Source organism: Arachnia propionica, from assembly GCF_037055325.1.
Taxonomy (GTDB): Bacteria; Actinomycetota; Actinomycetes; order Propionibacteriales; family Propionibacteriaceae; genus Arachnia.
Genome location: NZ_CP146373.1, coordinates 531,523 through 552,166, shown reverse-complemented (window position 1 = coordinate 552,166; position 20,644 = coordinate 531,523). Strand labels below are relative to the sequence as shown.

General features: G+C 61.5%; 17 protein-coding genes and 1 tRNA gene. 8 read left to right on the top strand and 10 right to left on the bottom strand.

The window, feature by feature from the left end; translation table 11 throughout:
• Positions 1–77: 77 nt before the first annotated feature.
• From V7R84_RS02515 to V7R84_RS02500, 4 genes are read left to right on the top strand one after another with little or no spacing between them, the layout of a single operon-like run.
• Positions 78–1,139, top strand: a complete 1,062-nt coding sequence (locus V7R84_RS02515) for an AAA family ATPase (protein ID WP_412728080.1) — start codon at positions 78–80, stop codon at positions 1,137–1,139.
• Positions 1,132–2,202 carry a DUF58 domain-containing protein gene (locus tag V7R84_RS02510; protein WP_338571702.1) on the top strand — a complete coding sequence of 357 codons (1,071 nt, stop codon included), beginning with the start codon at positions 1,132–1,134 and terminating at the stop codon, positions 2,200–2,202. Before V7R84_RS02515 ends, V7R84_RS02510 begins: the two co-directional genes overlap by 8 nt.
• Entirely contained in the window at positions 2,202–3,164 is a 963-nt protein-coding gene (locus V7R84_RS02505; protein ID WP_338573795.1) for a VWA domain-containing protein, read from the top strand. The genes V7R84_RS02510 and V7R84_RS02505 overlap by 1 nt, the downstream gene beginning before the upstream one ends.
• Positions 3,161–4,123 carry a VWA domain-containing protein gene (locus tag V7R84_RS02500; protein WP_338571701.1) on the top strand — a complete coding sequence of 321 codons (963 nt, stop codon included), beginning with the start codon at positions 3,161–3,163 and terminating at the stop codon, positions 4,121–4,123. The genes V7R84_RS02505 and V7R84_RS02500 overlap by 4 nt, the downstream gene beginning before the upstream one ends.
• A 12-nt stretch (positions 4,124–4,135) precedes the next feature.
• On the opposite strand, the gene V7R84_RS02495 is transcribed toward V7R84_RS02500, so the two are convergent.
• Positions 4,136–5,971, bottom strand: a complete 1,836-nt coding sequence (locus V7R84_RS02495) for an alpha/beta hydrolase family protein (RefSeq protein WP_338571699.1) — start codon at positions 5,969–5,971, stop codon at positions 4,136–4,138.
• A 138-nt stretch (positions 5,972–6,109) separates the two neighbouring features.
• Here V7R84_RS02495 and V7R84_RS02490 point away from each other — a divergent pair, with 138 nt between their 5' ends.
• Positions 6,110–6,634 carry a DUF3145 domain-containing protein gene (locus V7R84_RS02490; RefSeq protein WP_338571698.1) on the top strand — a complete coding sequence of 175 codons (525 nt, stop codon included), beginning with the start codon at positions 6,110–6,112 and terminating at the stop codon, positions 6,632–6,634.
• A 45-nt stretch (positions 6,635–6,679) separates the two neighbouring features.
• Here V7R84_RS02490 and V7R84_RS02485 read toward each other — a convergent pair whose 3' ends face one another.
• From V7R84_RS02485 to V7R84_RS02460, 6 genes are all read right to left on the bottom strand, one after another.
• Positions 6,680–7,936, bottom strand: a complete 1,257-nt coding sequence (locus V7R84_RS02485; protein ID WP_338571695.1) for a beta-ketoacyl-[acyl-carrier-protein] synthase family protein — start codon at positions 7,934–7,936, stop codon at positions 6,680–6,682.
• Between the two features lie 81 nt (positions 7,937–8,017).
• Positions 8,018–8,263: an acyl carrier protein gene (locus tag V7R84_RS02480; protein ID WP_124841575.1), complete on the bottom strand. Its 246-nt coding sequence runs from the start codon at positions 8,261–8,263 to the stop codon at positions 8,018–8,020.
• A 35-nt stretch (positions 8,264–8,298) separates the two neighbouring features.
• A complete protein-coding gene (locus tag V7R84_RS02475; RefSeq protein WP_338571691.1) occupies positions 8,299–9,294 on the bottom strand; it encodes a beta-ketoacyl-ACP synthase III in 996 nt (331 codons plus the stop codon).
• Between the two features lie 45 nt (positions 9,295–9,339).
• Entirely contained in the window at positions 9,340–10,266 is a 927-nt protein-coding gene (locus tag V7R84_RS02470; RefSeq protein WP_338571689.1) for an ACP S-malonyltransferase, read from the bottom strand.
• 116 nt (positions 10,267–10,382) lie between these two features.
• The gene (locus V7R84_RS02465) at positions 10,383–11,573 is read right to left on the bottom strand and encodes a PucR family transcriptional regulator (RefSeq protein WP_412728079.1); all 1,191 of its coding nucleotides are present in this window, start codon (positions 11,571–11,573) and stop codon (positions 10,383–10,385) included.
• Between the two features lie 46 nt (positions 11,574–11,619).
• On the bottom strand, positions 11,620–12,993 hold the full coding sequence (locus V7R84_RS02460) for an ABC transporter substrate-binding protein (RefSeq protein ID WP_338571687.1): 1,374 nt from the start codon (positions 12,991–12,993) through the stop codon (positions 11,620–11,622).
• 171 nt (positions 12,994–13,164) lie between these two features.
• Here V7R84_RS02460 and aceE point away from each other — a divergent pair, with 171 nt between their 5' ends.
• The 3 genes from aceE to V7R84_RS02445 all read left to right on the top strand — a co-directional run bounded on the left by aceE (position 13,165) and on the right by V7R84_RS02445 (position 18,675).
• Positions 13,165–15,927 carry a pyruvate dehydrogenase (acetyl-transferring), homodimeric type gene (aceE, locus tag V7R84_RS02455; RefSeq protein ID WP_338571686.1) on the top strand — a complete coding sequence of 921 codons (2,763 nt, stop codon included), beginning with the start codon at positions 13,165–13,167 and terminating at the stop codon, positions 15,925–15,927.
• Between the two features lie 98 nt (positions 15,928–16,025).
• Positions 16,026–16,433 carry a DUF3052 domain-containing protein gene (locus V7R84_RS02450; protein WP_338571684.1) on the top strand — a complete coding sequence of 136 codons (408 nt, stop codon included), beginning with the start codon at positions 16,026–16,028 and terminating at the stop codon, positions 16,431–16,433.
• 25 nt (positions 16,434–16,458) lie between these two features.
• Positions 16,459–18,675: a 6-phosphofructokinase gene (locus V7R84_RS02445; RefSeq protein WP_338571682.1), complete on the top strand. Its 2,217-nt coding sequence runs from the start codon at positions 16,459–16,461 to the stop codon at positions 18,673–18,675.
• 15 nt (positions 18,676–18,690) lie between these two features.
• Here the strand turns inward: V7R84_RS02445 and V7R84_RS02440 are convergent, their stop codons facing one another.
• The 3 genes from V7R84_RS02440 to V7R84_RS02430 all read right to left on the bottom strand — a co-directional run bounded on the left by V7R84_RS02440 (position 18,691) and on the right by V7R84_RS02430 (position 20,633).
• Positions 18,691–19,503, bottom strand: a complete 813-nt coding sequence (locus tag V7R84_RS02440; protein ID WP_338571680.1) for a hypothetical protein — start codon at positions 19,501–19,503, stop codon at positions 18,691–18,693.
• Positions 19,504–20,050: 547 nt separating this feature from the next.
• Positions 20,051–20,124 (bottom strand) — tRNA-Val (locus V7R84_RS02435).
• A 41-nt stretch (positions 20,125–20,165) separates the two neighbouring features.
• Positions 20,166–20,633: a GatB/YqeY domain-containing protein gene (locus V7R84_RS02430; RefSeq protein ID WP_338571678.1), complete on the bottom strand. Its 468-nt coding sequence runs from the start codon at positions 20,631–20,633 to the stop codon at positions 20,166–20,168.
• Positions 20,634–20,644 lie beyond the last annotated feature (11 nt).

Here is a 20,644-nt window from a genome sequence, read left to right as displayed (position 1 = left end):
TCCTCGGGTACCACGTCTCGGTTCTGCTCCTGGAAGCGCGGTATCGTGGTGCGCGATCGTTTCAAGGAGACTCCAAGTTGACTACCCCCAGCGCGCAGCCAGCTCTGCCCACCACCACCGCCGACGCAGCTCGCCTCTTGGGCGTGGCAATCAGTCAAGTGCAACGGGTCATCGTCGGGCAGGAACACATGGTCCAGCAATTGATGGTGGCTCTCCTGGCGAAGGGCCACTGCCTTCTCGAAGGAGTGCCGGGTGTGGCGAAGACCTTGGCGGTACGGTCCTTCGCGACAGTGGTTGGAGGGGAATTCGCCAGGGTGCAGTTCACTCCGGACCTGGTTCCCTCCGACATTGTCGGAACCCGCATTTACTCCGCCAGTTCCGAGTCCTTCGAGATCGAGCTCGGGCCGGTGTTCGTGAACTTCGTGCTGGCTGACGAGATCAACAGGGCACCCGCGAAGGTGCAGTCCGCGATGCTCGAGCTGATGGCCGAGAAACAGGTCTCTATCGGTGGTAGGACCTACCCTGCACCCGAACCGTTCATTGTGATTGCAACCCAGAACCCGGTTGAGTCGGAGGGCGTTTACCCGCTTCCCGAGGCCCAGCGGGACCGTTTCCTCGTAAAGGTGGACGTGCCCTATCCGAAGGGAAATGAGGAGTTCGAGATCCTCAGGCGCATGAGCGTCAAGCCGCCAGAAGCGGAGAAGATCCTCAACCCCGGACTGGTACGTCATCTGCAGGACATGGCGTCCAAGGTTTTCGTCCACAACCTTGTCAGTGAGTACATCGTGCGCCTCGTGCTGGCCACCCGTGATCCCGCCGATTTTGGAATGCCCGACCTTGAGCCCGTGATTCAGATCGGTTGCTCCCCACGTGCCACGCTCGGCTTGGTAGCTGCTTCGCGTTCTCTTGCACTGATCAATGGTCGTGACTACGTGCTGCCTACTGATGTCCAGGCAGTGGCGCGTGACGTCATGTCCCATCGCATCGTGCTTGGGTTTGACGCAGTGGCTGACAACGTTCTCACCACCGACGTGGTGGACCGCATACTGGCCATGGTCCCGGCGCCCACCCCGGTGTGGAACGACCAGTCGCGCCAGCAGCGTCACCAGCAACACGGCTACCAGCCCGGTCATGCCTGAGGACACCTTGACCTCCCCATCCTTCGTGCCCGTGACCCAGGGGCCCCGCGATCCCGGGGCTGCCACATCCGTTCTGCACACACCGAGTGGCCCCACCATTCCTTTGACCAAGCTGGCTCCGGAAGCCGCCCTGCGGCGCCTGGAACTCGCCGTCGTCCGACGCCTGGAGGGCTTTCTCCATGGTGATCATCTGGGGCTTCTTCCCGGGCCGGGATCCGACACCAACGATGCCCGCCCTTATCAACCGGGTCAGGACGACGTCAGGATGATGGACTGGGCCGTGACCGCGCGCACCACGGTTCCCCACGTTCGTGACACCATAGCCGATCGAGAACTCGAGGTGTGGGGCTTGCTCGACGTGACGCCGTCGATGAACTGGGGTACAGAGGGCATCACCAAACGTGACCTGGGTATCGCTGCCATCGCCACGATCGGATTCCTCAGCCAGCGAATGGGGGACCGGTTCGGTGGGCTGATGATGCTTCCCGACCGCGTCAAGAGACTGCCTGCCCGTTCGGGCCGAACTGCTCTGTACGGGATGTTGCGGCAGATGCTCACCGAACCTATCGTGCCGGACAACGCCCCCGGCGACCTGGAACTGGTCGACGGTATCGAGCAGATGGCGCGTTCCCAGCGCCGTCGGGGCATGCGTGTGGTGGTCTCGGATTTCCTAACCGCAGGTGAGGCCGAGCTTGATCCTGACCGGCCACCCTCGTGGGAAAGGGCAATCAGGAGGCTGGCAGTTCGCAACCAGGTGCTGTGCGTTGAGGTGGTGGACCGCCATGAGCTGGAATTTCCCGATGTCGGGGATATGCTGATCCGGGACCCGGAGACCTCTTTCTTGCGCTACATCAACACGTCCGATCCCGTCGCGCGTCAACGAATGGATGATGCTTCCCGTGCTCAGCGTGAACGCATCAAGGTGGCACTCAGACGTTCAGGGGCGGGGCACATCCAATTGCGCACGGATCGTGACTGGGTCGCCGACATCGCGCGTTTCGTCCTTGGATACAGACGGGTTGCCAGCGCTCTTCATGCACCGCCCCAAGGGGTGAGCCGGTGATGGACTGGTTGGCTTTCAAAACCCCTGAACGTCTGTGGGTGCTTCTGGTCCTGCCGGCACTTGTCATCGCCTACCTGGTGTTGATGCGTCTCAAAGGGCGGACCGCACTGCGTTTCACCAACACCGGGGTGCTGGGCCGGGTGATTGGTTCCCAGCGCCGCTGGACGCGACATCTTGCTGTTTTCATGTCGTTGTGCTCCCTGGTGGCGCTCGCCTTGGCGTGGGCCCAGCCGCTGGGAACGGAGAAGGTGCCGCGGGAACGGGCCACCGTTGTCCTGGTGGTCGACACGTCACTATCCATGCAGGCCACTGACGTGGAACCGAACCGTCTGGACGCGGCCAAGGCAGCTGCACAGCAATTCGTTGACGCGCTGCCTGACTCCTACAACGTCGCTCTGATCTCCCTGAATGGTTCTCCCTCCATGATCATGCCCCCCTCAACAGACCGGGGGGCTCTCACCAGAGCCATCAGCACTCTCGAGCTTAAGGAGGGAACCGCTATCGGGGATGCGCTGGACCAGTCACTCAAGGCAGTCAGTGAGGTGCCTGCCCCCGACGATGGTTCCGAAGCCGCGCCGGCCATGATCGTAATGCTGAGTGATGGTGGAAACACCACAGGAACGGACCCAGCGGAAAGTGCAACCCGTGTGCACCAGGCTGGCGTGCCAGTATTCACCATTGCTTACGGAACTGAGAATGGCTATGTCGACCTGGACGGGAAGCGGCACAATGTCGCGCCAGACAACGAGACCCTCCGCTCCATCTCTGCGACCACAGGCGGGGAATCAGTTTCCGCTGACAGTGCGGACAGCCTCAAGGATGCCTACAAGAAGATCGGCTCATCGGTGGGTACGGAAGAGGTGAGGAAACCAGTGACCGCACAGTATGCGTTCGGGGCTCTCGGTTTCGCTGTCGTGGCTGCGCTGGGTGCCGTGATGATGGCCGCGAGGTGGCCCCGATGACGACGACGTTGGTTCTCGAGTTCATGCAGCCCAACCGTCTGTGGGCTCTGGCTCTGATCCCGGTCATCGCTGGGGTGTACTGGTACCTGGCGAACCGGCGTCCGCCATCGCGAGTACAGAATTCACGCCTGCGGCTCGTCATCCCCAAGGACGCGGCCTGGAAACGGCATGGCGCCGTGCTGCTGGCGTTGCTCAGCCTTGCCTCGCTGGTGATCGCATGGGCGATGCCGAAAGACTATGGCCGCCAACCGAGGGATCGTGCCACCATCGTCGTCACGATCGACGTGTCCTGGTCCATGGAAGCTGAGGACGTGACACCCAACCGGCTTGAGGCCGCGAAGGAATCGGCAAAGAAATTCATTGCGAGCCTCCCGGAACGCTTCAATGTTGCGCTGGTCACCTTCGCAGGCACCGCGAATGTCAGTGTTCCCCCAACCGTGGACAGAGGTTTGCTGAATCGCGCCATTGACGGTCTCCAACTGGCCCCCTCCACTGCGATCGGGGAAGCGATCTACACAAGCCTCGATGCCCTGAAACTGGCGCCATCGGACCCCGATCATCCTGATGAGGCAGTACCTGCAGCAATAGTGCTGCTCTCGGATGGAGCTTCCAACCTGGGCCGGAATTCGGCCACAGCAGCCGAGCAATCGAAACAATTGGGAGTCCCCATCTACACCATCGCTTATGGCACACAGGATGGGTACGTCGAGTCCAATGGCAGACGGGAACGTGTGGCCGTGGATCATCATGAGCTCTACGTCGTTGCGGAGAACTCTGGGGGTAAGAAGTTCTCCGCTGAGTCGGCGGGCGAGCTGAGCGAGATCTACCAGGCGATCTCATCCGATCTGGGATATGAACTGGTTCCCATGGAGATCACGGATCAATACGCGGGACTGGCTATCATTTTCGCGGTTCTCGCCGCCATGGGTGTGATCTCCCTCGGGGCCCGTTGGCCGTGATCGCGCTCTGATTCAGGGCACAAGGTTCTCGATCGACAGGACGGGGATGTCATCGCTGAGGGGCATCCCGAGTACTTGCTCAAGAAAGGAGAGCTGAGACTCCAGTGATTGTCTGCGGGCTGCGAGTGAACGGAAACCGTGGCCTTCGTGTTCGAATGTGACCAGCGCCAGGGGAAGACCTTTGGCGCGCACTGCTTCCGCCATGTCGAAGGCCTGCCTGGGTGGTACCACTCGATCTTCCAATCCCTGCAGAATCAGCATGGGGGTGTCGAGTCGGTCAAGTTGGGTGATCGGGGAACGCTCCCGGTAGACCTGTTCGCCCTCCGGCCACGGAGCGACTAGCGTGAAAGTGTAGTGGGACTCCGCCTTGTGGGTTTCCTCAACGAGGGCTCGCAGATCCCCAATACCGTATGAGCTGATGCCGGCTGCGAAGAAGTCGCTGGTGACCAGGGCCTGAAGAGTGGTGTAGCCGCCCGCACTACCGCCAGCAATGGCTACACGCTCGGGATCTGCCAATCCAGCCCGGCATACCTCGCGAGCTGCAGCCACCACGTCGGCGACATCGAGGACGCCCCATTGCCCCTTCAACCGGTTCCGGTAGGCGCGACCGAAACCGGTGGAACCTGAGTAGTTCACGTCCAGGACACAGATCCCGCGGGAAACCCAGAACTGGATCAGCCTGTCGAAGCTCGGGTAGTGCACGGAGGTCGGGCCGCCATGGGTGAGAACGAGCATGGGGGGTGCTGTTGCGGCGTCGGGTACAGGGTAGAACCAGGAGTGCACCGGCCCTGCGGGCCCCTCGGACCAGTGGCACATGGGGCGACTCAGGTCTGTCTGTGGCTCGGAAGTCACGAGTTCGGTGTGCTCTCCAGTAGGGGAGATGCGTACCAGGGATGCGGGACGGTCATCCCACTCCGCTATCACGAACAAGTCCTGTCCGTGGGAGGCCAGGGATTCGATCATGGCCGTCCCAGGCAACGGGTAGGTGACCTCACCTTTGTGCGGATGCCACAGCGCGAGCGCACCGCGACCGTCATCGATCTCAACCGTCGCCAGCAGGTCATCCCCGACAGCGCAGGCCGGTGGGGTGTCCAATACCCATACGGGAATCGAGCAGTCGTGAGGGGTACGCCAAGTTGACGTTGTGTCGGAGTGGTGCACGACCCAGTTCCAGTGACCGGATTCATCCGTGACGCAGGCCAGAGAACCGTTCCCGAGCCAGATCGGGTGTTGCGTGCTGACTCCGGATTTCCCGTGGATCCTGTCGATGTTCCCGGGATCGTTGAGGTTCGTTACCCACACCGATGCCTCGTCCCAGCTCATGCTTGGGTGCATCCACTGGAACCAGGCGAGCCGCCCGTCGTGCACCACTGGAGCCGCATAGAAGTCGGCGCCGCTCACCAGCACGCGGCCCCCATCGGCATTATCAGAATCCAGGTTCAGCGCAACGATCTCACTGCGTTCTTCGGGGGTTACCTCGTGATCCTCACGTACTGCGAGAAGTAGTCGGTGTTGTGGGTCCAGGCTCAACCCGCCGTAGCGGAACCGGGCGCTCTCGGGTGTCAGGGGGCGGGTGCTTTCCCCGTCCCGGAGCCATATTTGTTTGGTGAAATCGTCACACCAGGCCACCAGACCGCCCGCCACAGCATAGGCACCCCCGCCGTATTCCATCACCCGGGAACGCACGTTGAACCCGGGAGTGATCTCGGTAATTTCGCCCTCCCGCCAGCGCCGGATAGTCACTCGACCATCCTCGGAGGCGATTCCTGCCAGCCAGAAAACCCCGTTCTCACTGGCCCGGACCTGACGGATGCTGTCGGTGCCCACGAGGGCTTGATCAATGGACATGCGCTGCATGGTCACAGTTTATGACCGGCGCTGTTGCCGCTTGTTGTGCCTTTCTCATAGCTGTAGCACAATTGATCTCGCCTGGAATCGGGATGGATCGCAGGGGAAGGCAATCCGACCGAGACCCAGGAGAACAACATGAACGCTTGCACGGCCACCGAGAGCCTGCCCGGGGCGCGGGGGATGATCTTCATCCACTCCACCCCCGCTGCGCTGTGCCCTCATCTAGAATGGGCGATCGCCTCGGTGCTTGGTGCAGGACTCAGTTGGCAATGGACCGAGCAGAACGCTGAGCCCGGTTCCCAGCGGGCAGAGTTGTCGTGGTCCGGGCCAACTGGCTCGGGGGCGAGACTCGCATCCCGCCTCGCCGAGTTCGCCCGCATTCGCTTCGAGGTGACTGAGGAAGCCAAGCTTGGAGCTGAGGGAACCCGTTACTGTTACACCCCTTCGCTGGGCCCATTTGCCGCCACTGTTGGAGTGCACGGCGACATCCTGGTTCCCGAAGATCGCATCCGTCATGCCCTTGACACCGCATCAGCCAAGGGGATGAGCGTTCACCAAGCCATGGAACGTCTTCTCGGAACTGAATGGGATGAAGAACTCGAACAGTTCCGGTACGGCTCGGAGGATGCACCGATCCGCTGGCTCCACCAAGTTGTGTGACGACCGTTGACCGGGAAATGGTTGACGCGCTCCTGACCAGGTGCGTCAGTTGGTGATGTTAGCGTTGGTTACGGTCACCGCGACATTGGAACCTCCGAAGCCGAAAGAGTTGTTCAGGGCCGCGAGATCCCCATCGGGGAGCCGGCGCGGTTCGTTCACTGCGATGTCGATGGGGAGACCGGGCTCCAGGTTCTCGATGTTGATGGTGGGCGGCGCGGTTCGGGTCTTGAGAGCCATCACGGTCGCAAAAGTCTCCAAGGCGCCAGCACTGCCGAGCAAGTGGCCGCTCATCGACTTCGTGGAGGTCACGATGCACTCGTCCACGGCAGAACCGAGGGCGGTTGCGATGGAGTTTGCCTCAGTGACATCGCCCTGTGGGGTCGAAGTGCCGTGGGCATTGACGTGCTTGATGTCGCTGGGCTGAAGATCCGAAGCCTGCAGGGCCTTGAGCATGGCAGTTGACTGACCTCGCCCCGTTGGCTCGGGCTGGACCATGTCGTGGTTGTCGTTGCTGATCCCGGCTCCGGCGAGAGTGCCGTAAATGCGTGCCCCTCGTGCGCAGGCGTGCTCGAGAGTTTCGATGACTATGATCACGGCTCCCTCCCCCAGGACGAATCCGTCGCGACCGGTGTCCCACGGGCGCGAGGCGTGTTCTGGGTCGTCATTGCGGCGGCTCAGGGCCTGCATCTGGGCGAAAGCATTGATAGGCAACGGATGGATGACACCTTCCGAGCCCCCCACGACTGCGATGTCGCAGCGTCCCAGCCGGATTTGGTCGAGTCCCAGCGAAATGGCCTCATTTGACGATGCGCAGGCGCTAACGGGCGCGTGGACACCGGCTGCTGCACCGAACTCCAGTCCCAGGTTTGCTGCAGGTGCGTTGGCCATAAGCATGGGAATGGTGAAGGGGGAGACCCGGCGCAGTCCTTTCTCCTTCTGAACATCCCAGTTGCCGAGCAAAGAATGCAGGCCTCCGATACCGGTACCCACACACACGGCGAGCCGATCCGGATCCGTGGAATTATCTTCACCGAGCCCCAGACCTGCATCTTTCCAGGCTTCCTGGCCGGCGACCATAGCGAGCTGTGAACTCCGGTCGAGGCGGCGGGCAGCGAGGCGATCCAGCCTTTCGGTCGGGTCACCAGCCGCCTCTGCGGCGAAGGTCACAGGCAGCGGTTTCGCCCAGTCGTAGGGAAGAGTGTGCACACCAGAGCGGCCGGCGAGCATGGCCTCCCAGGTACTGGGCGCATCTACTCCGAGTGGGGTGAATGCGCCAAAACCGGTGATTACTACCTCGGTCATGTTGAACTCCTGGGGCTGAAGGATTTCTCAGGTATGGAAGATGGTGGGGGACGGCAGCCGCCACCCCCCACCTGTTCGGCCTCAGGCCTGGGCGCGTTCGATGTAGGCCACCGCATCACCCACGGTCTTCAGGTTCTTGGAATCCTCGTCGGGAATTGAAACGCCGAACTTGTCCTCACACGCATAGATGATTTCCACCATGGAAAGGGAGTCGACGCCCAGATCATCAACGAAGGACTTGTCCAGCTGGACATCCTCCGCGGCCACCCCCGCCACATCGTTGACGATTTCGGCGAGGTCGGTGCGGATCTCTTCAGTACTTGCCATTGCTGTCTCCTTGTTGGTTGATATGGTTGCGTGGATCATGGAAGGACGACGACCTGGCCCGCGAAAACGAGCCCGGCGCCGAAACCGATGATCAGGGCGTTCTGCCCGGAGGATGCCTCGCCCGATTCGAGCAGGGCTTCCATCGCCAGCGGAATAGATGCCGCTGACGAGTTGCCCATTTGTCTGATGTCGCGGGACACCACCACGTTCTCGGGCAGTTTCAGGTAGCGCAACATTGAATCAGTGATTCGATTGTTGGCCTGATGAGGAATGAAGACGTCCAATTCACTGGGAGTAATCCCAGCGCGTTTGACTGCTTCCAGAGCTTTGTCGGTGATGTACGTGGTGGCCCAACGAAACACAGTGCGCCCATCCATGCTGATCAGGGGCATCCGTTGCTCCGGATTGGTCACATCGGTCCAGTCTTGGATCTGGATGGTGAGGGCCTGGGAACCGTCGGAACCCCAGACGACGGGCCCGATGGCGGGTTCGTCGCTCGGGCCGATGATAGCTGCCCCAGCTCCGTCGGAGAACAGGAACGCGGTGGTGCGGTCCTCCATGTTGACCATGTGACTCAGGGTCTCGACGCCGATCACCAGAACGTGGGTTGCTGCCCCGGATCGGACGAGCGATTCGGCGATGCTGATTCCATGGCAGAAACCGGCGCACGCCGCCGAGATGTCAAAGGCAACTGGACCGGCGCTCAGGCCGAGTTCGTGGGAAACATAGACGGCCAGTGAGGGGGACTGTTGGAAATGGGAGACGGTGGAACAGATGATCCCGTCGATTCGGGACGGGTCCAGCCCGGCGCGATCCATGGCCTTGCGCGCTGCGGCCACCGCCATGAACAGGGGAGTTTCCTCATCAGTCGCCCAGCGACGCTCCTGGATGCCGGTGCGTTGCTCGATCCACTCAGGGGTGGAATCGATGATGGTGCACATCTCCTCGTTGTCGACGACTCGCGAACCACGGTAGCCGCCGACACTCAGAATGCGGGCGTGGCGGCTGCCGGTGGAGGGGATCAGTGTCATGTCGCGGCCTTTCGGGCGTTTCAGTGAAGCAGGGTGATGTGGGGCTCAGTCTTTGGCTGAGTGGGTTGCGCAGAAGACGCGAGCCTCGTCTAGCTGGTCCGGTGTGTTGAGGTTGAACCGCTCGACTCCCTTGAGGTTGCGTTTTGCGATTCCCGTCAGGGTTCCCGCGGGAGTGAGCTCGAGGATTCCGGTGACGCCGAGAGTCGACATGGTCTCCATGCACAGGTCCCAGCGAACCGGACTTGCCACCTGCTTGACCAAGCGCTCCAAGTACTCGCGCCCCGAAGGTACGACCTCTCCATCGGCATTGCTGAGAAGGTTGGTGTGGGGGTCCTCGGTGGGCACGGCGCCGGCAAGTGCCTTCAAGCGGGCCACGGCGGGAGTCATGTGATGGGTGTGGAAGGCGCCGGCGACGCTGAGCGGCCTCAGGCGTGCGCGGTGAGGAGCTTCGTCAGCCAGCGCGGCCAGCTGTTCCATGGTGCCGGCAGCAACGATTTGTCCAGAACCATTGTTGTTGGCGGGGGTCAGGCCCACGGCCTCGATGGCTGCCAGTACCTCTTCCCGGTCCCCGCCGATTACGGCGGTCATGGACGTAGGTGTGATTGCCGAGGCCTCGGCCATGCTGCGGCCACGTTCCCGGACCAGCACCATGGCGGATTCGACAGAGACCACACCTGTCATAGCCGCGGCGGCAAGTTCACCCACGGAATGCCCGGCGACCACGCCGGCGAGTCCAGTGGTGGTGGGGCTCAGCTGCTCGGCGCTGGCAAGCGCTGATGCGACCAGCAGGGGCTGTGCCACCGCCGTGTCCCGAATGGTCTCCTCATCCGACGTGGTGCCATGGGCTACGAGGTCGATGTCGGCGACGGCACTCAGCCATTCGAGGCGAGTCCTGAAGGTGGGTTCATCCAACCAAGCAGTGAGAAATCCGGGGGTCTGGGCGCCCTGACCTGGCGCGACGATAGCTAGCACGTTCTCAACTCTGCCCGTCCGCCGACGATCTGTGCGGCTACGAAGGTGACGAAAATGACTCAGGAGAGATTGTAGGAATCCAACAAAAATTGCTTCCGGAGTGGCGATGAATAGGGTCACTCCTGGAGGCGCCCCAAGGTGATCGCCAGCCTCAACACGTAGGCTTCGCGTGCATCTGTGGGGTTGTACCCCGTCACTTCCTGGATGCGTCGCAGGCGGTAGCGGACGGTGTTGGGATGGATGAACATGGCCCGGGCGGTGGCCTCCATCGAGGACCCTGCGTCGAGGAAACCGACGCAAGTCTCCAAGAGCTCTTTGGAGCCCCTGAGGAGGCCGAAGAGATCGCGGGCCAGGGTTCGTCGGGCATGTCCGTCACCTGCGAGTGCCCGTTCTGGAAGCAAGTCGTTCGACAACAAAGTCCTGGGTCCTTCTGGCCAGGCCCGGGCGGCCCGGTAGCCGGAGGCCGCAGACCTGGCGGATGCGGGGGCTCCGCGGAGCCCCTCGGCAAGTGGGCCTATCACCACGGGACCTGGTGCGAAATGGGGTTCGAGCTTGGTTACCAGCTCACAAGCCTGGGTAGGGTCAGTCAGAGCCTCACCGGCGAAGATGCACACAAGACGCTCTCCCTGTGGAGCAGCAAGCATGTCCAAGCAGAGCCGTGAGGATGCTCTGCGTAGCTCGTCGATTCGTAGGTTTTTCGGGGCGCCTGCTATGACCACTACCGTCGGGGCTTCAGAATTCCAACCGAGGGTCGAGGCCCTGGATGTGACGGATTCATCGGCCTCGGCGCGAACCACCGCATCGACGATCGTCGCCTCCATGCGCGAGTCCCATGCCCCTCGCGCCTCAGCGGCGCGGGCATAGACCGCGGCCGCGACGAACGCGATTTCGCGGGAATAGTGCACTATCCCCAGTTGCAGCGGCTGCTGGTCCGCGCGCGGCAACAGGAGTTGGATCTGTTCCTCCACGACATCGGTGGTGGTGCGCACCAGGTCGACTGTCTGTCTCAGGGAAATGCGGCCCGCAAGAGCGCGGGGCGCGGAGTCGAAGACCGATTCGAAGGAGAAGATAGAGCCGCTGACCCAGCTCACGAAACCGTCGATTCCCTCCCGGGCCAGTACGTTGATCCAGGAACGGGACTCGGCATCAAGTTCTGCGAACCATGTATGACGGTCCTCGAGAGCCGTCAAGGTGGCGGTGTTCATAGTCGCCGTGGCGGCACGTAGTCGTTTCAGGATGGCAGCCCGGGAGCGAGCTGACGATACTGTGGCGGGAAGGGTCCCTGGACGTGCGGGCTGAGCGGTCATGGTTCTCGCTAGCCTACCGACCGGGAGAGGGCTGGCCTGTGGTTGGTCAGCTCTTCGGCCAGGAGTTTTCGATCTCGGTCAGTACGTCGAGGGAGGACTTGTCCAGGGAGATCCAATCCGTCATGCCGGTCCAAAAAGTTCCGGTGCCGACAGTGTCCGGCATCTGATCCGACGCATCGAAGTGGACAACGGTGCTGTCGTCGGTGAGTAGCTCATAGGAGAGTCTGTCGATGGGCGAAGAGAAGACAGAAGGATCGAGATTTTTGTTTGCGGAGATCCATCCATGTCCCGTAACCCGTGCCTTCGTGTTGCTGAATTCTGGGGAGGTCAAATATGCTTGAAAAGCGAGAACCTCTTCACGGGCGTTAAAGGCTGCTGCGAACTCTCCGCCAACGAGAACTGGTTGTTTCGAGTCGGTTTTTCCAGGCAAAAGAAAAGCAAAGACGTCGCCATCTTCTGCGATTTTTGTTTCAGCGGGCCAGTTTACCTGATAAAAGGAAGCTTGACGGTGCAGAAAGCATGTGTTGTCCAGTATCGGCAAGCCGGCAGCTGTGAAAGATGTGGTGGCGATGGACTTTACGCTTCCCAGTCCGCCGTTCACGAAGGTTTCATTCTTGAGAACCTCTCCCGCCTGATCCAGAGCGGTGACTACATGGGGATCGTTGAATGGAATCTGGTGTGACACCCACATGTCATATTCTTCCGAGCCGGCGGTGTGCAGCATCATGTCCTCGAGCCAGTCGGTGGCTGGCCATCCTGTTCCGTTGCTGGCCTGGATGCCAGCGCACCAAGGTTTTGCGCCCGGATGGCCCTCGGCGATCCTCTGAGTCAATGTGATCAGTTCCTCCCATGTCCGAGGAATTTGGTAACCGTTCTCCATGAAAGCGCGAGGAGAATACCAGACGAAAGATTTTACACTTGCTCCAACTGGAACCGCGTAGACCTTGCCGTCAACGGACCCGTACTCTTTCCAGTTGCTCCGGTAATTGGCGTCAAGATTTGCTAGAGCCTGCCCCTGTACTTCCTTGATCTTGCCGGGGAAACGGGCGATGAGACTTTTCAGCAGTCCGGGTTGTGGGAAATAGGCGATGTCTGGTGGTGCGTCGGCATCAATTTTGGTTGGGAGCTGGGTCTCGAATTCCCGGGATCCTTCGTAGTTGATCTTGACTCCTGTGCATTCCTCAAAGGGAGCGAAGGAATCGATGTGGGACTGATCTTCCGGTGAAACGATGGGGGCGTAGACGTTGATCGACCTGCCCCGGAGATTTCCGTACTGCGCGAAGGCGGCACACTCACTCGGAACCTGGCTGGGCTTGTTCGTGGGCTCTTCCACCGGGGAACCGTCGCTGCAGGCGACTAAGGCGAACAGGGAGACGATGGTCACGATGACGACAACAGCCCGTTCCTTCAATCGGAACATCCCTGATCCTTTCCGTCGGGGCGAAACTTGGCTCCACTCGGCCACCCTGACATCGTGTGAGCAGGTTTGCAAGCCTGACGAGGCGGATGTTGGGCGGCAGTAATTCACGGACTGGCTATCGCGCGGTATCTTTACTCCAACCGTGCACATCATCGCGACGAGAGGACCCACGTGAGCATCCAGGACCAGGTCGGGCCAATCCTCAATGGCCTGCCGACGAACCTTCCGGACACAGATCCGGGGGAGACCGCCGAGTGGCTGGAGTCGCTCGACGGGGTGATCGAGCACGGTGGCCGCAACCGTGCCCGCTATGTCATGCTGAAGCTGTTGGAACGGGCGCGTGAGCTCCATGTCGGTGTTCCTTCGCTGACCAGTACCGACTACGTGAATACCATCCCGGCTGACAAGGAACCGGCCTACCCGGGGGACGAGGAACTAGAACGCCAGATCCGGCGGTTGCTGCGCTGGAATGCAGCCGTCACCGTGCACCGCGCCCAGCGTCCAGGCATCGGTGTCGGAGGGCATATCTCCACCTATGCTTCCGCTGCGACCCTCTACGAGGTGGGAATGAACCACTTCTTCCGAGGCAAGGACCACCCCGGCGGGGGCGACCAGGTGTTCTTCCAAGGGCACGCTTCTCCTGGCATGTACGCCCGGGCCTTCCTGGAAGGGCGTCTCGAGGAGGAGGACCTGGACGGGTTCCGTCAGGAACACAGCCACATCGTTGATGGAAAGGTGCGGGCCCTGCCCAGTTATCCGCACCCCCACCAGATGCAGAACTTCTGGGAGTTCCCGACGGTTTCCATGGGAATTGGCCCCATGAACGCTATCTATCAGGCGCAGTTCAACCGCTATCTGCAGAATCGTGGCATCAAAGACACCTCCCAGCAGCGTGTCTGGGCTTTCCTGGGTGACGGTGAGATGGACGAACCCGAGTCCCGTGGCCTGCTGCAGCTGGCGGCCAACGAGGAACTCGACAATTTGACCTTTGTGATCAACTGCAATTTGCAGCGTCTCGACGGGCCGGTGCGCGGCAACGGCAAGATTGTTCAGGAACTCGAGGCTTTCTTCCGAGGTGCGGGATGGAACGTCATCAAGCTAATCTGGGGTCGTGGATGGGATCCGCTGCTTGCCGCAGACAGCGAAGGCGCTCTGGTCTCCCTGATGAATGCCATCACGGACGGCGACTACCAGACTTTCAAAGCCAATAACGGCGCCTACGTGCGTGAACATTTCTTCGGGCGCGATGCCCGCACAGCTGCGATGGTGAAGGACTGGACCGATGACCAGATCTGGGCACTGACCCGTGGTGGCCACGACTTCCACAAGGTCTACGCCGCGTACAAGGCAGCGATCGAGTTCACTGGTGCGCCCACGGTCATCCTCGCCCACACGATCAAGGGCTATTTCTTGGGGCAACACTTCGCAGGTCGCAACGCCACGCACCAGATGAAGAAGATGGCCCTTGACGATCTCAAGGCGTTCCGCGACCGTGTGCATGTGCCGGTTTCTGACGCCGTGCTCGAGGCTGATCCCTACCGCCCGCCGTATGTGAGGCCTGGGGCGGAGGACCCGAGGATGCAGTACCTGCAGGAACGTCGCCGCGCGCTCGGCGGCTACGTGCCGGAGCGTCGTGGGGACCGCAAGTTCATCTCGCTGCCGGGGGACAAGGCATACGATTCCGTCCGCAAGGGCTCTGGCAAGCAGGAAGTGGCCACCACCATGGCCTTCGTACGTCTTCTCAAGGACCTGATGCGTGACAAGGCATTCGCGCCGCGTGTGGTGCCCATCATCCCCGACGAGGCTCGCACCTTTGGCATTGACGCTTTCTTCCCGACTATCAAGATCTACAACCCTGGTGGTCAGAAGTACACGCCCGTTGATGCAGACCTGTTCCTCAGCTATCGGGAGGCGACCAACGGACAGATCCTCCACACCGGCATCAATGAAGCAGGTTCGATGGCGGCCTTCACCGCCGCCGGGACCTCCTACGCCACTCACGGCGAGCCCATGGTTCCGATCTACGTGTTTTACTCGATGTTCGGTTTCCAGCGCACCGGCGATGCCATGTGGGCAGCCGGGGACCAGCTTGCGCGAGGTTTCGTGATCGGGGCTACCGCCGGTCGCACTACCCTGACTGGCGAGGGTACCCAGCACATGGATGGTCACTCGCCGATCCTGGCCTCCACGAACACCGCCTTCGCGGCCTATGATCCCGCCTACGGCTACGAGCTGGCGCATATCGTCCGCGACGGCCTGCGTCGGATGTACGGAGAGAAACCCGAGAACGTCATGTACTACCTCACCGTCTACAACGAGCCCTACGTGCAGCCCGCTGAGCCGGAGAACGTGGACGTCGAGGGCATTCTGAAAGGCATGTACCTGCTGCGTCCCGGTTCTTTCGAAGGGGTTGGTCAGGATGCCCGTCGCGCTCAGATTCTTGCCTCTGGCGTCGGTGTGCCGTGGGCGCTTGAAGCCCAGCAACTACTCAAGGATGACTACGGAGTGATCGCGGATGTCTGGTCCGTGACTTCCTGGGGCGAACTGCGTCGTGAAGGTCTCGCCCACGATAAGGCAAAGTTCAACGATCCATTCGGGGAACACGCTCCCACATGGGTCGAGTCGAAGTTGGCTGGAACGCAGGGCCCCATTGTCGCTGTGAGTGACTACATGCATGCCGTACCGGACCTGATCCGGCCTTGGGTGCCGCGCGAGTACACGACCTTGGGCGCGGATGGTTTCGGTTTCTCCGATACCCGGGCGGCTGCCCGCCGTCACTACAACATCGACGGTCCCTCCATCGCCGTTACAGTGTTGCAGCAACTGGCCTTGAAGGGTGAGGTGTCCCATGAATGGCCCCTGGAAGCCGCTCAGCGATACCGTCTCGATGACGTCACCGCTGGTACCTCCGGGAAGACCGGAGATGCCGAATGAGGCCTAGGATCTGAAACGATCTGATCCCCCGGGTGCACAGGGCCCGGGGGATCTGGCAGGCTAGGTCCCGTGGGACACATAATTCAAGGGGAAGTGTCGTGACCGCCGCTCGGGGAGCAGAATTGCTCGGCTTGGAAGCCAACATGGTGGTTCAGGAGCTGGGGTGGGACGAGGACACCGATTCTGAGCTGCGTGACGAGATCATGGATGCCATTGACGCAGACATGATCGAGGACGCCATAGAAGCGGTGGACGTGGTCGTTCTCTGGTGGCGGGAAGACGACGGTGATGTGGTTGACGGCTTGGTGGATGCGATGAAGGATCTGGCGGACACGGGCTTCATCTGGCTGCTGACTCCGAAGGTCGGCAGGCCCGGGTATGTCGCTCCGAGTGATTTGGCCGAGGGAACCGCTACCGCAGGGTTGTCCTTGACCAGTTCTGCGAACGTATCGCCAGACTGGCAGGCGCACAAGGTGGTTCGTCCCCGGGGGGCCGCTCGTCGTTGACACCCACCTCGGAAGGAGTGTGGAAATGATCGCCAGGACCAGAATCGGTGTGCTCACCTCAGGTGGAGACGCCCAAGGAATGAATGCCGCAGTACGCGCGATCGTGCGGGGAGCGATCCAGGAGGGTGCAGAGGTTTTCGCCATCCAGGAGGGGTGGCAGGGAGCCGTAACAGGTGGCGATCACATCAAACAGATGATGTGGAACGACGTCTCCGGGATCCTGAACAAAGGCGGTACTGTTATCGGGACGGCGCGCTGCCCCGAGTTCCGGGACCGTGAGGGGCGCAGGACCGCGGTGAAGAACCTCGTAGTCTCCGGCATCGATCGGTTGATAGTGATAGGTGGTGATGGTTCCCTCACCGGCACTCGTCAGCTGCGCCTGGAATGGGGTGAGCTGCTGGCGGAACTGGTGAGCAACGGGGAAGTGGGGGCGGAACTGGCTAAACGCCACCCTGCCCTCCAAATCGTTGGGATCGCTGGCTCGATCGACAACGACATGGTCGGCACCGACATGACCATTGGGACCGATTCCGCGCTACACCGCATAACGGAGGCGATAGACGCCATCTCTGCCACCGCGGAGTCACACCAGAGAACCTTCATCATCGAGGTGATGGGACGCAACTGCGGTTACCTGGCGTTGATGAGCGCCATAGCAGGTGGCGCGGACTACACCTTCCTGCCGGAATCCCCGCCCCGGGACGGTTGGGAGGACCGCATGGTCGATGTCCTCGACCGGGGCAGGCGAGCCGGGAGACGCGACTCGATCCTCGTGGTCGCCGAGGGTGCCGCGGACCGGCAGAGTGAGCCGATCACGGCACACCGTATTCGCGACATCCTGAAGGAAAAAAGCGGAGAGGACGCCCGGATCACGATACTGGGGCACGTCCAGCGCGGCGGGAAACCCTCAGCGTACGACCGCTGGATGGCAACCGCCTGCGGCGTCAAGGCGGTTTCCGAGGTGCTCGAGGCAGGCGCCGAGACTGAGCCGGTTCTCGTCGGTGTGCACGATGACCAAGTTGGAACCCAGCCCCTGCTGGCCTCCGTGGAGGCGACCCGCAGGATCGCTGACTACATCGTTGAGGGCGACTATGAGGCCGCCATTTCGTCGCGTGGTCCCGGGTTCCAAATGATGATCGACATCTACCGAGCCATCACTGAGGCGCGGCCATCGGTGGTGGATCCCGCGGGTAAGAGGATCGCGATCATGCACGCCGGGGCGTTGGCCCCGGGCATGAACCAGCTAGCGCGGGTCGCAGTGCGTTCCGGCATTGACCTCGGGTACCAGATGCTGGCGGTGCGCGGTGGGATGCCGGGTCTGCGCGAGGGCAGCTTCGACGATGTCAGCTGGGCCGATGTGGAGGGCATGGCGCATACCGGAGGAGCAGATTTCGGGACCCGCCGCTACATCCCCTCGGAAGCCGAACTCTACTCGATAGCGCGTCAGTTGGAGGACCACCAGGTGGATGCTCTCCTGGTGATGGGGGGATACCACGCCTACGCGTCGGTCGACCTGATGGAACGGGAACGTCGACGCTATCCCGCTTTCAACATCCCGGTCGCGGTGGTTCCGGCGAGCATTGACAACAATCTCCCGGGCTGGATGATGGCGGTCGGAGCAGACACAGCCCTCAACACGGTGGTGGACGCGATCGACATGCTGCGGATGAGCGCCTCGGCCAGCAAACGGGCGTTCATCGTGGAGACCATGGGCCGCGGTTGCGGCTTCCTGCCGCTGGTTGGGGGACTGGCCGGGGGCGCCGAAAAGGTATACCTGCCGGAGACCGGAATCACCCTCGCCGAGCTCGAGACCGACATTAAAGCCCTTGTTGATGCCTTTGAGTCCGGGCGAAACTTCTACTTGGCCGTGGTGGGGGAGGAAACCAGCGAGCACTACACCACAGATGTGTTGAGAAAACTCTACGAGGCGGAGGGGAAGGGGCGGTTCTCCGTGCGGGAGTCTGTGGTTGGACACCTGCAGCAGGGGGGTACGCCCTCGCCGTTCGACCGCATCAATGCCACCCGGTTGGCCTGGAATGCCATCAGATATCTGGACAGCCAGTTGCGTGACGGCAAAACCGGGTACGCGGCCGCACATGCCGAGACCGAGGGCCTGTTCGCCCCGTTCCGCGACGTGACCGATGATATGGACTGGGAGAACATGCGTCCCGACACTCAGTGGTGGTATGACTCGCTTCGGCATCCCTTCGGCGTCCTGAGCCGACGCCCCGGCCAAAAATGATTGGCCAGGTGATCGTCAGCAGAGGGGAAGGATGACCCCGAAGTTGAGGCTGGCGGTGCAGTTCATAGCAGCCAGTTCCTGACGTGCGATAGATCCTCCACTGACAGAATCCGGAATCATGCTGCGCAGAGTCAGGACGTGGCTGTCGCTGGTTCGCAGCAGGAAGATGAATGTGACCGTGTAGGGCACGTCGTCCCTGAGCCGGGTTCCGTGGAAGCCGCACGTGAACCCTGCTCCCTGCGTTTGGTTGATACCGACCGCGATGGCCTCTGTGGCAGTGATGTCCTTGAACTGTTTCTGCGTTTCGGCCGACACTATGTTACAGGCTTCGGCGAGGTCGCCGAGACCGCTCTGTGGGGTCACCGAAGTCACCTGCAGGAGGACCCCGGTGTCGTTGTGGAGGAGTCTCGTCACCAGACGACCCGGTTCTGGCAGTGGTTGATCATTGGCGTACTCACTCCATCCACTGGGGACGGAAAACTTGGTGTCGTCGAGGACCTGTTCTGTGCCAGCCGGTTTCGCATCCTTGGTGTTCTCGGGATCTGGAGATTCCTGTGGCTCTGGCGACGTGCTGACCCCGAATGGCCAGAAAGAAGCAAACTCCCAGGTGCCGCGAGTGCTCCAGGACCAGATCGTGATGCCAAGCGCAATGACCAGGATCCCGGTCAAGACCGTCAAACCGATTCGTTTCACGTGGCCCGAGAGGTCGAGTTTGACGGCCCTGGTCGGGACGGCTTGCTGATCTTCCTCGTCGATGGCATTCGGGGAAGATGGAGGCGAGGGGCTTGGTTCGGATTCGTGGGTGTGTTCCGGTGGATCGATTTTCATATCCACTGCTGAGGCCCGACTCCGAGCTTCAGCAACTTTCCAGAAATCGGAGACCGGCTCGGGTCTGGGCTTGACGGTGGCATCCCGCCATGATGGGTAGGAGCTGCCCCTGTCTTCGCGGCTTTCGATGTGCAGCGGTTTCAGGTTGTCGTACGGATCTGGCCTTGATTCGTACGAATATCCGGGTTCGGGCTCTGCGAACCTGCGGGCGCCCCTGCGTATCGGTTCCGGAGGAAAATCAGACTCCTGAAACGAATGTCGTCCTCGAGGTGGAGCCGGATCGATCGCCTCGGCGTGCCGGGCGGATGCCCCGTAATCAGCTGACCTTCGGGGAGCGGCGGGCCACGACGAATCGTCCGTCATCCACATCCCTTCCCGTCAGCCTCTTCAAAGAAGACAGTCTAGATCTCCAGCGAGTCCGCGTCATGTGCCGTACGTCTGAATTGGCTATTTCCAGAGCATGATCCGCTGTGGCTCTGTCCCCCCGGACAGGGGTACAGCGACCCCAGGTCTGTGAAGCCCTCTATAGAACTCCACGTCTCCCCGGTGGGCGCAGAGGGACTTGAACCCCCGACCCCCTGCTTGTAAGGCAGGTGCTCTGACCAGCTGAGCTATGCGCCCCGGGTCCGCCTATTGTGGCAAAGGGACGAGGCCGGGCCAAGTCAGCCCAGCAGCATTGCCTTGACGCGGGCTGCCACTTCAGCTCCCTGAGCGCGGCCTGCCGCGGCTGCATTCACGGCCTTCACGACGGTTCCCATGTGCTTCATGGAGGGCGTTTGGCCATCGGCTTTCACTTTCGCAACCTCTGCCTCGACAAGGGCATCCAGCTCCTCATCGGTCAGCGGGGCTGGCAGGTAGCCGGCTATGAAGTCGGCCTCGGCGTACTCCTTCTCGGCGAGTTCCGGGCGACCGGCCTCGGTATACGTCGCGGCTGAGTCGAGACGTTTACGGCGTTCCTTGGTGATGACAGCCAGCTCCTCGGCGTCGCTCAACTCGCGCGCCACTTTGCCGGCGACCTCCTCAACGGTGATGGCAGCCAGCATCATGCGGATCGTGGACTTGCTGAACTCGTCTTTTGCTCTCAAAGCTTTCGCCAGCTCAGCCTTGAGTCGAGTTTTCGTCGCGGCCATCGTGCTTCCTT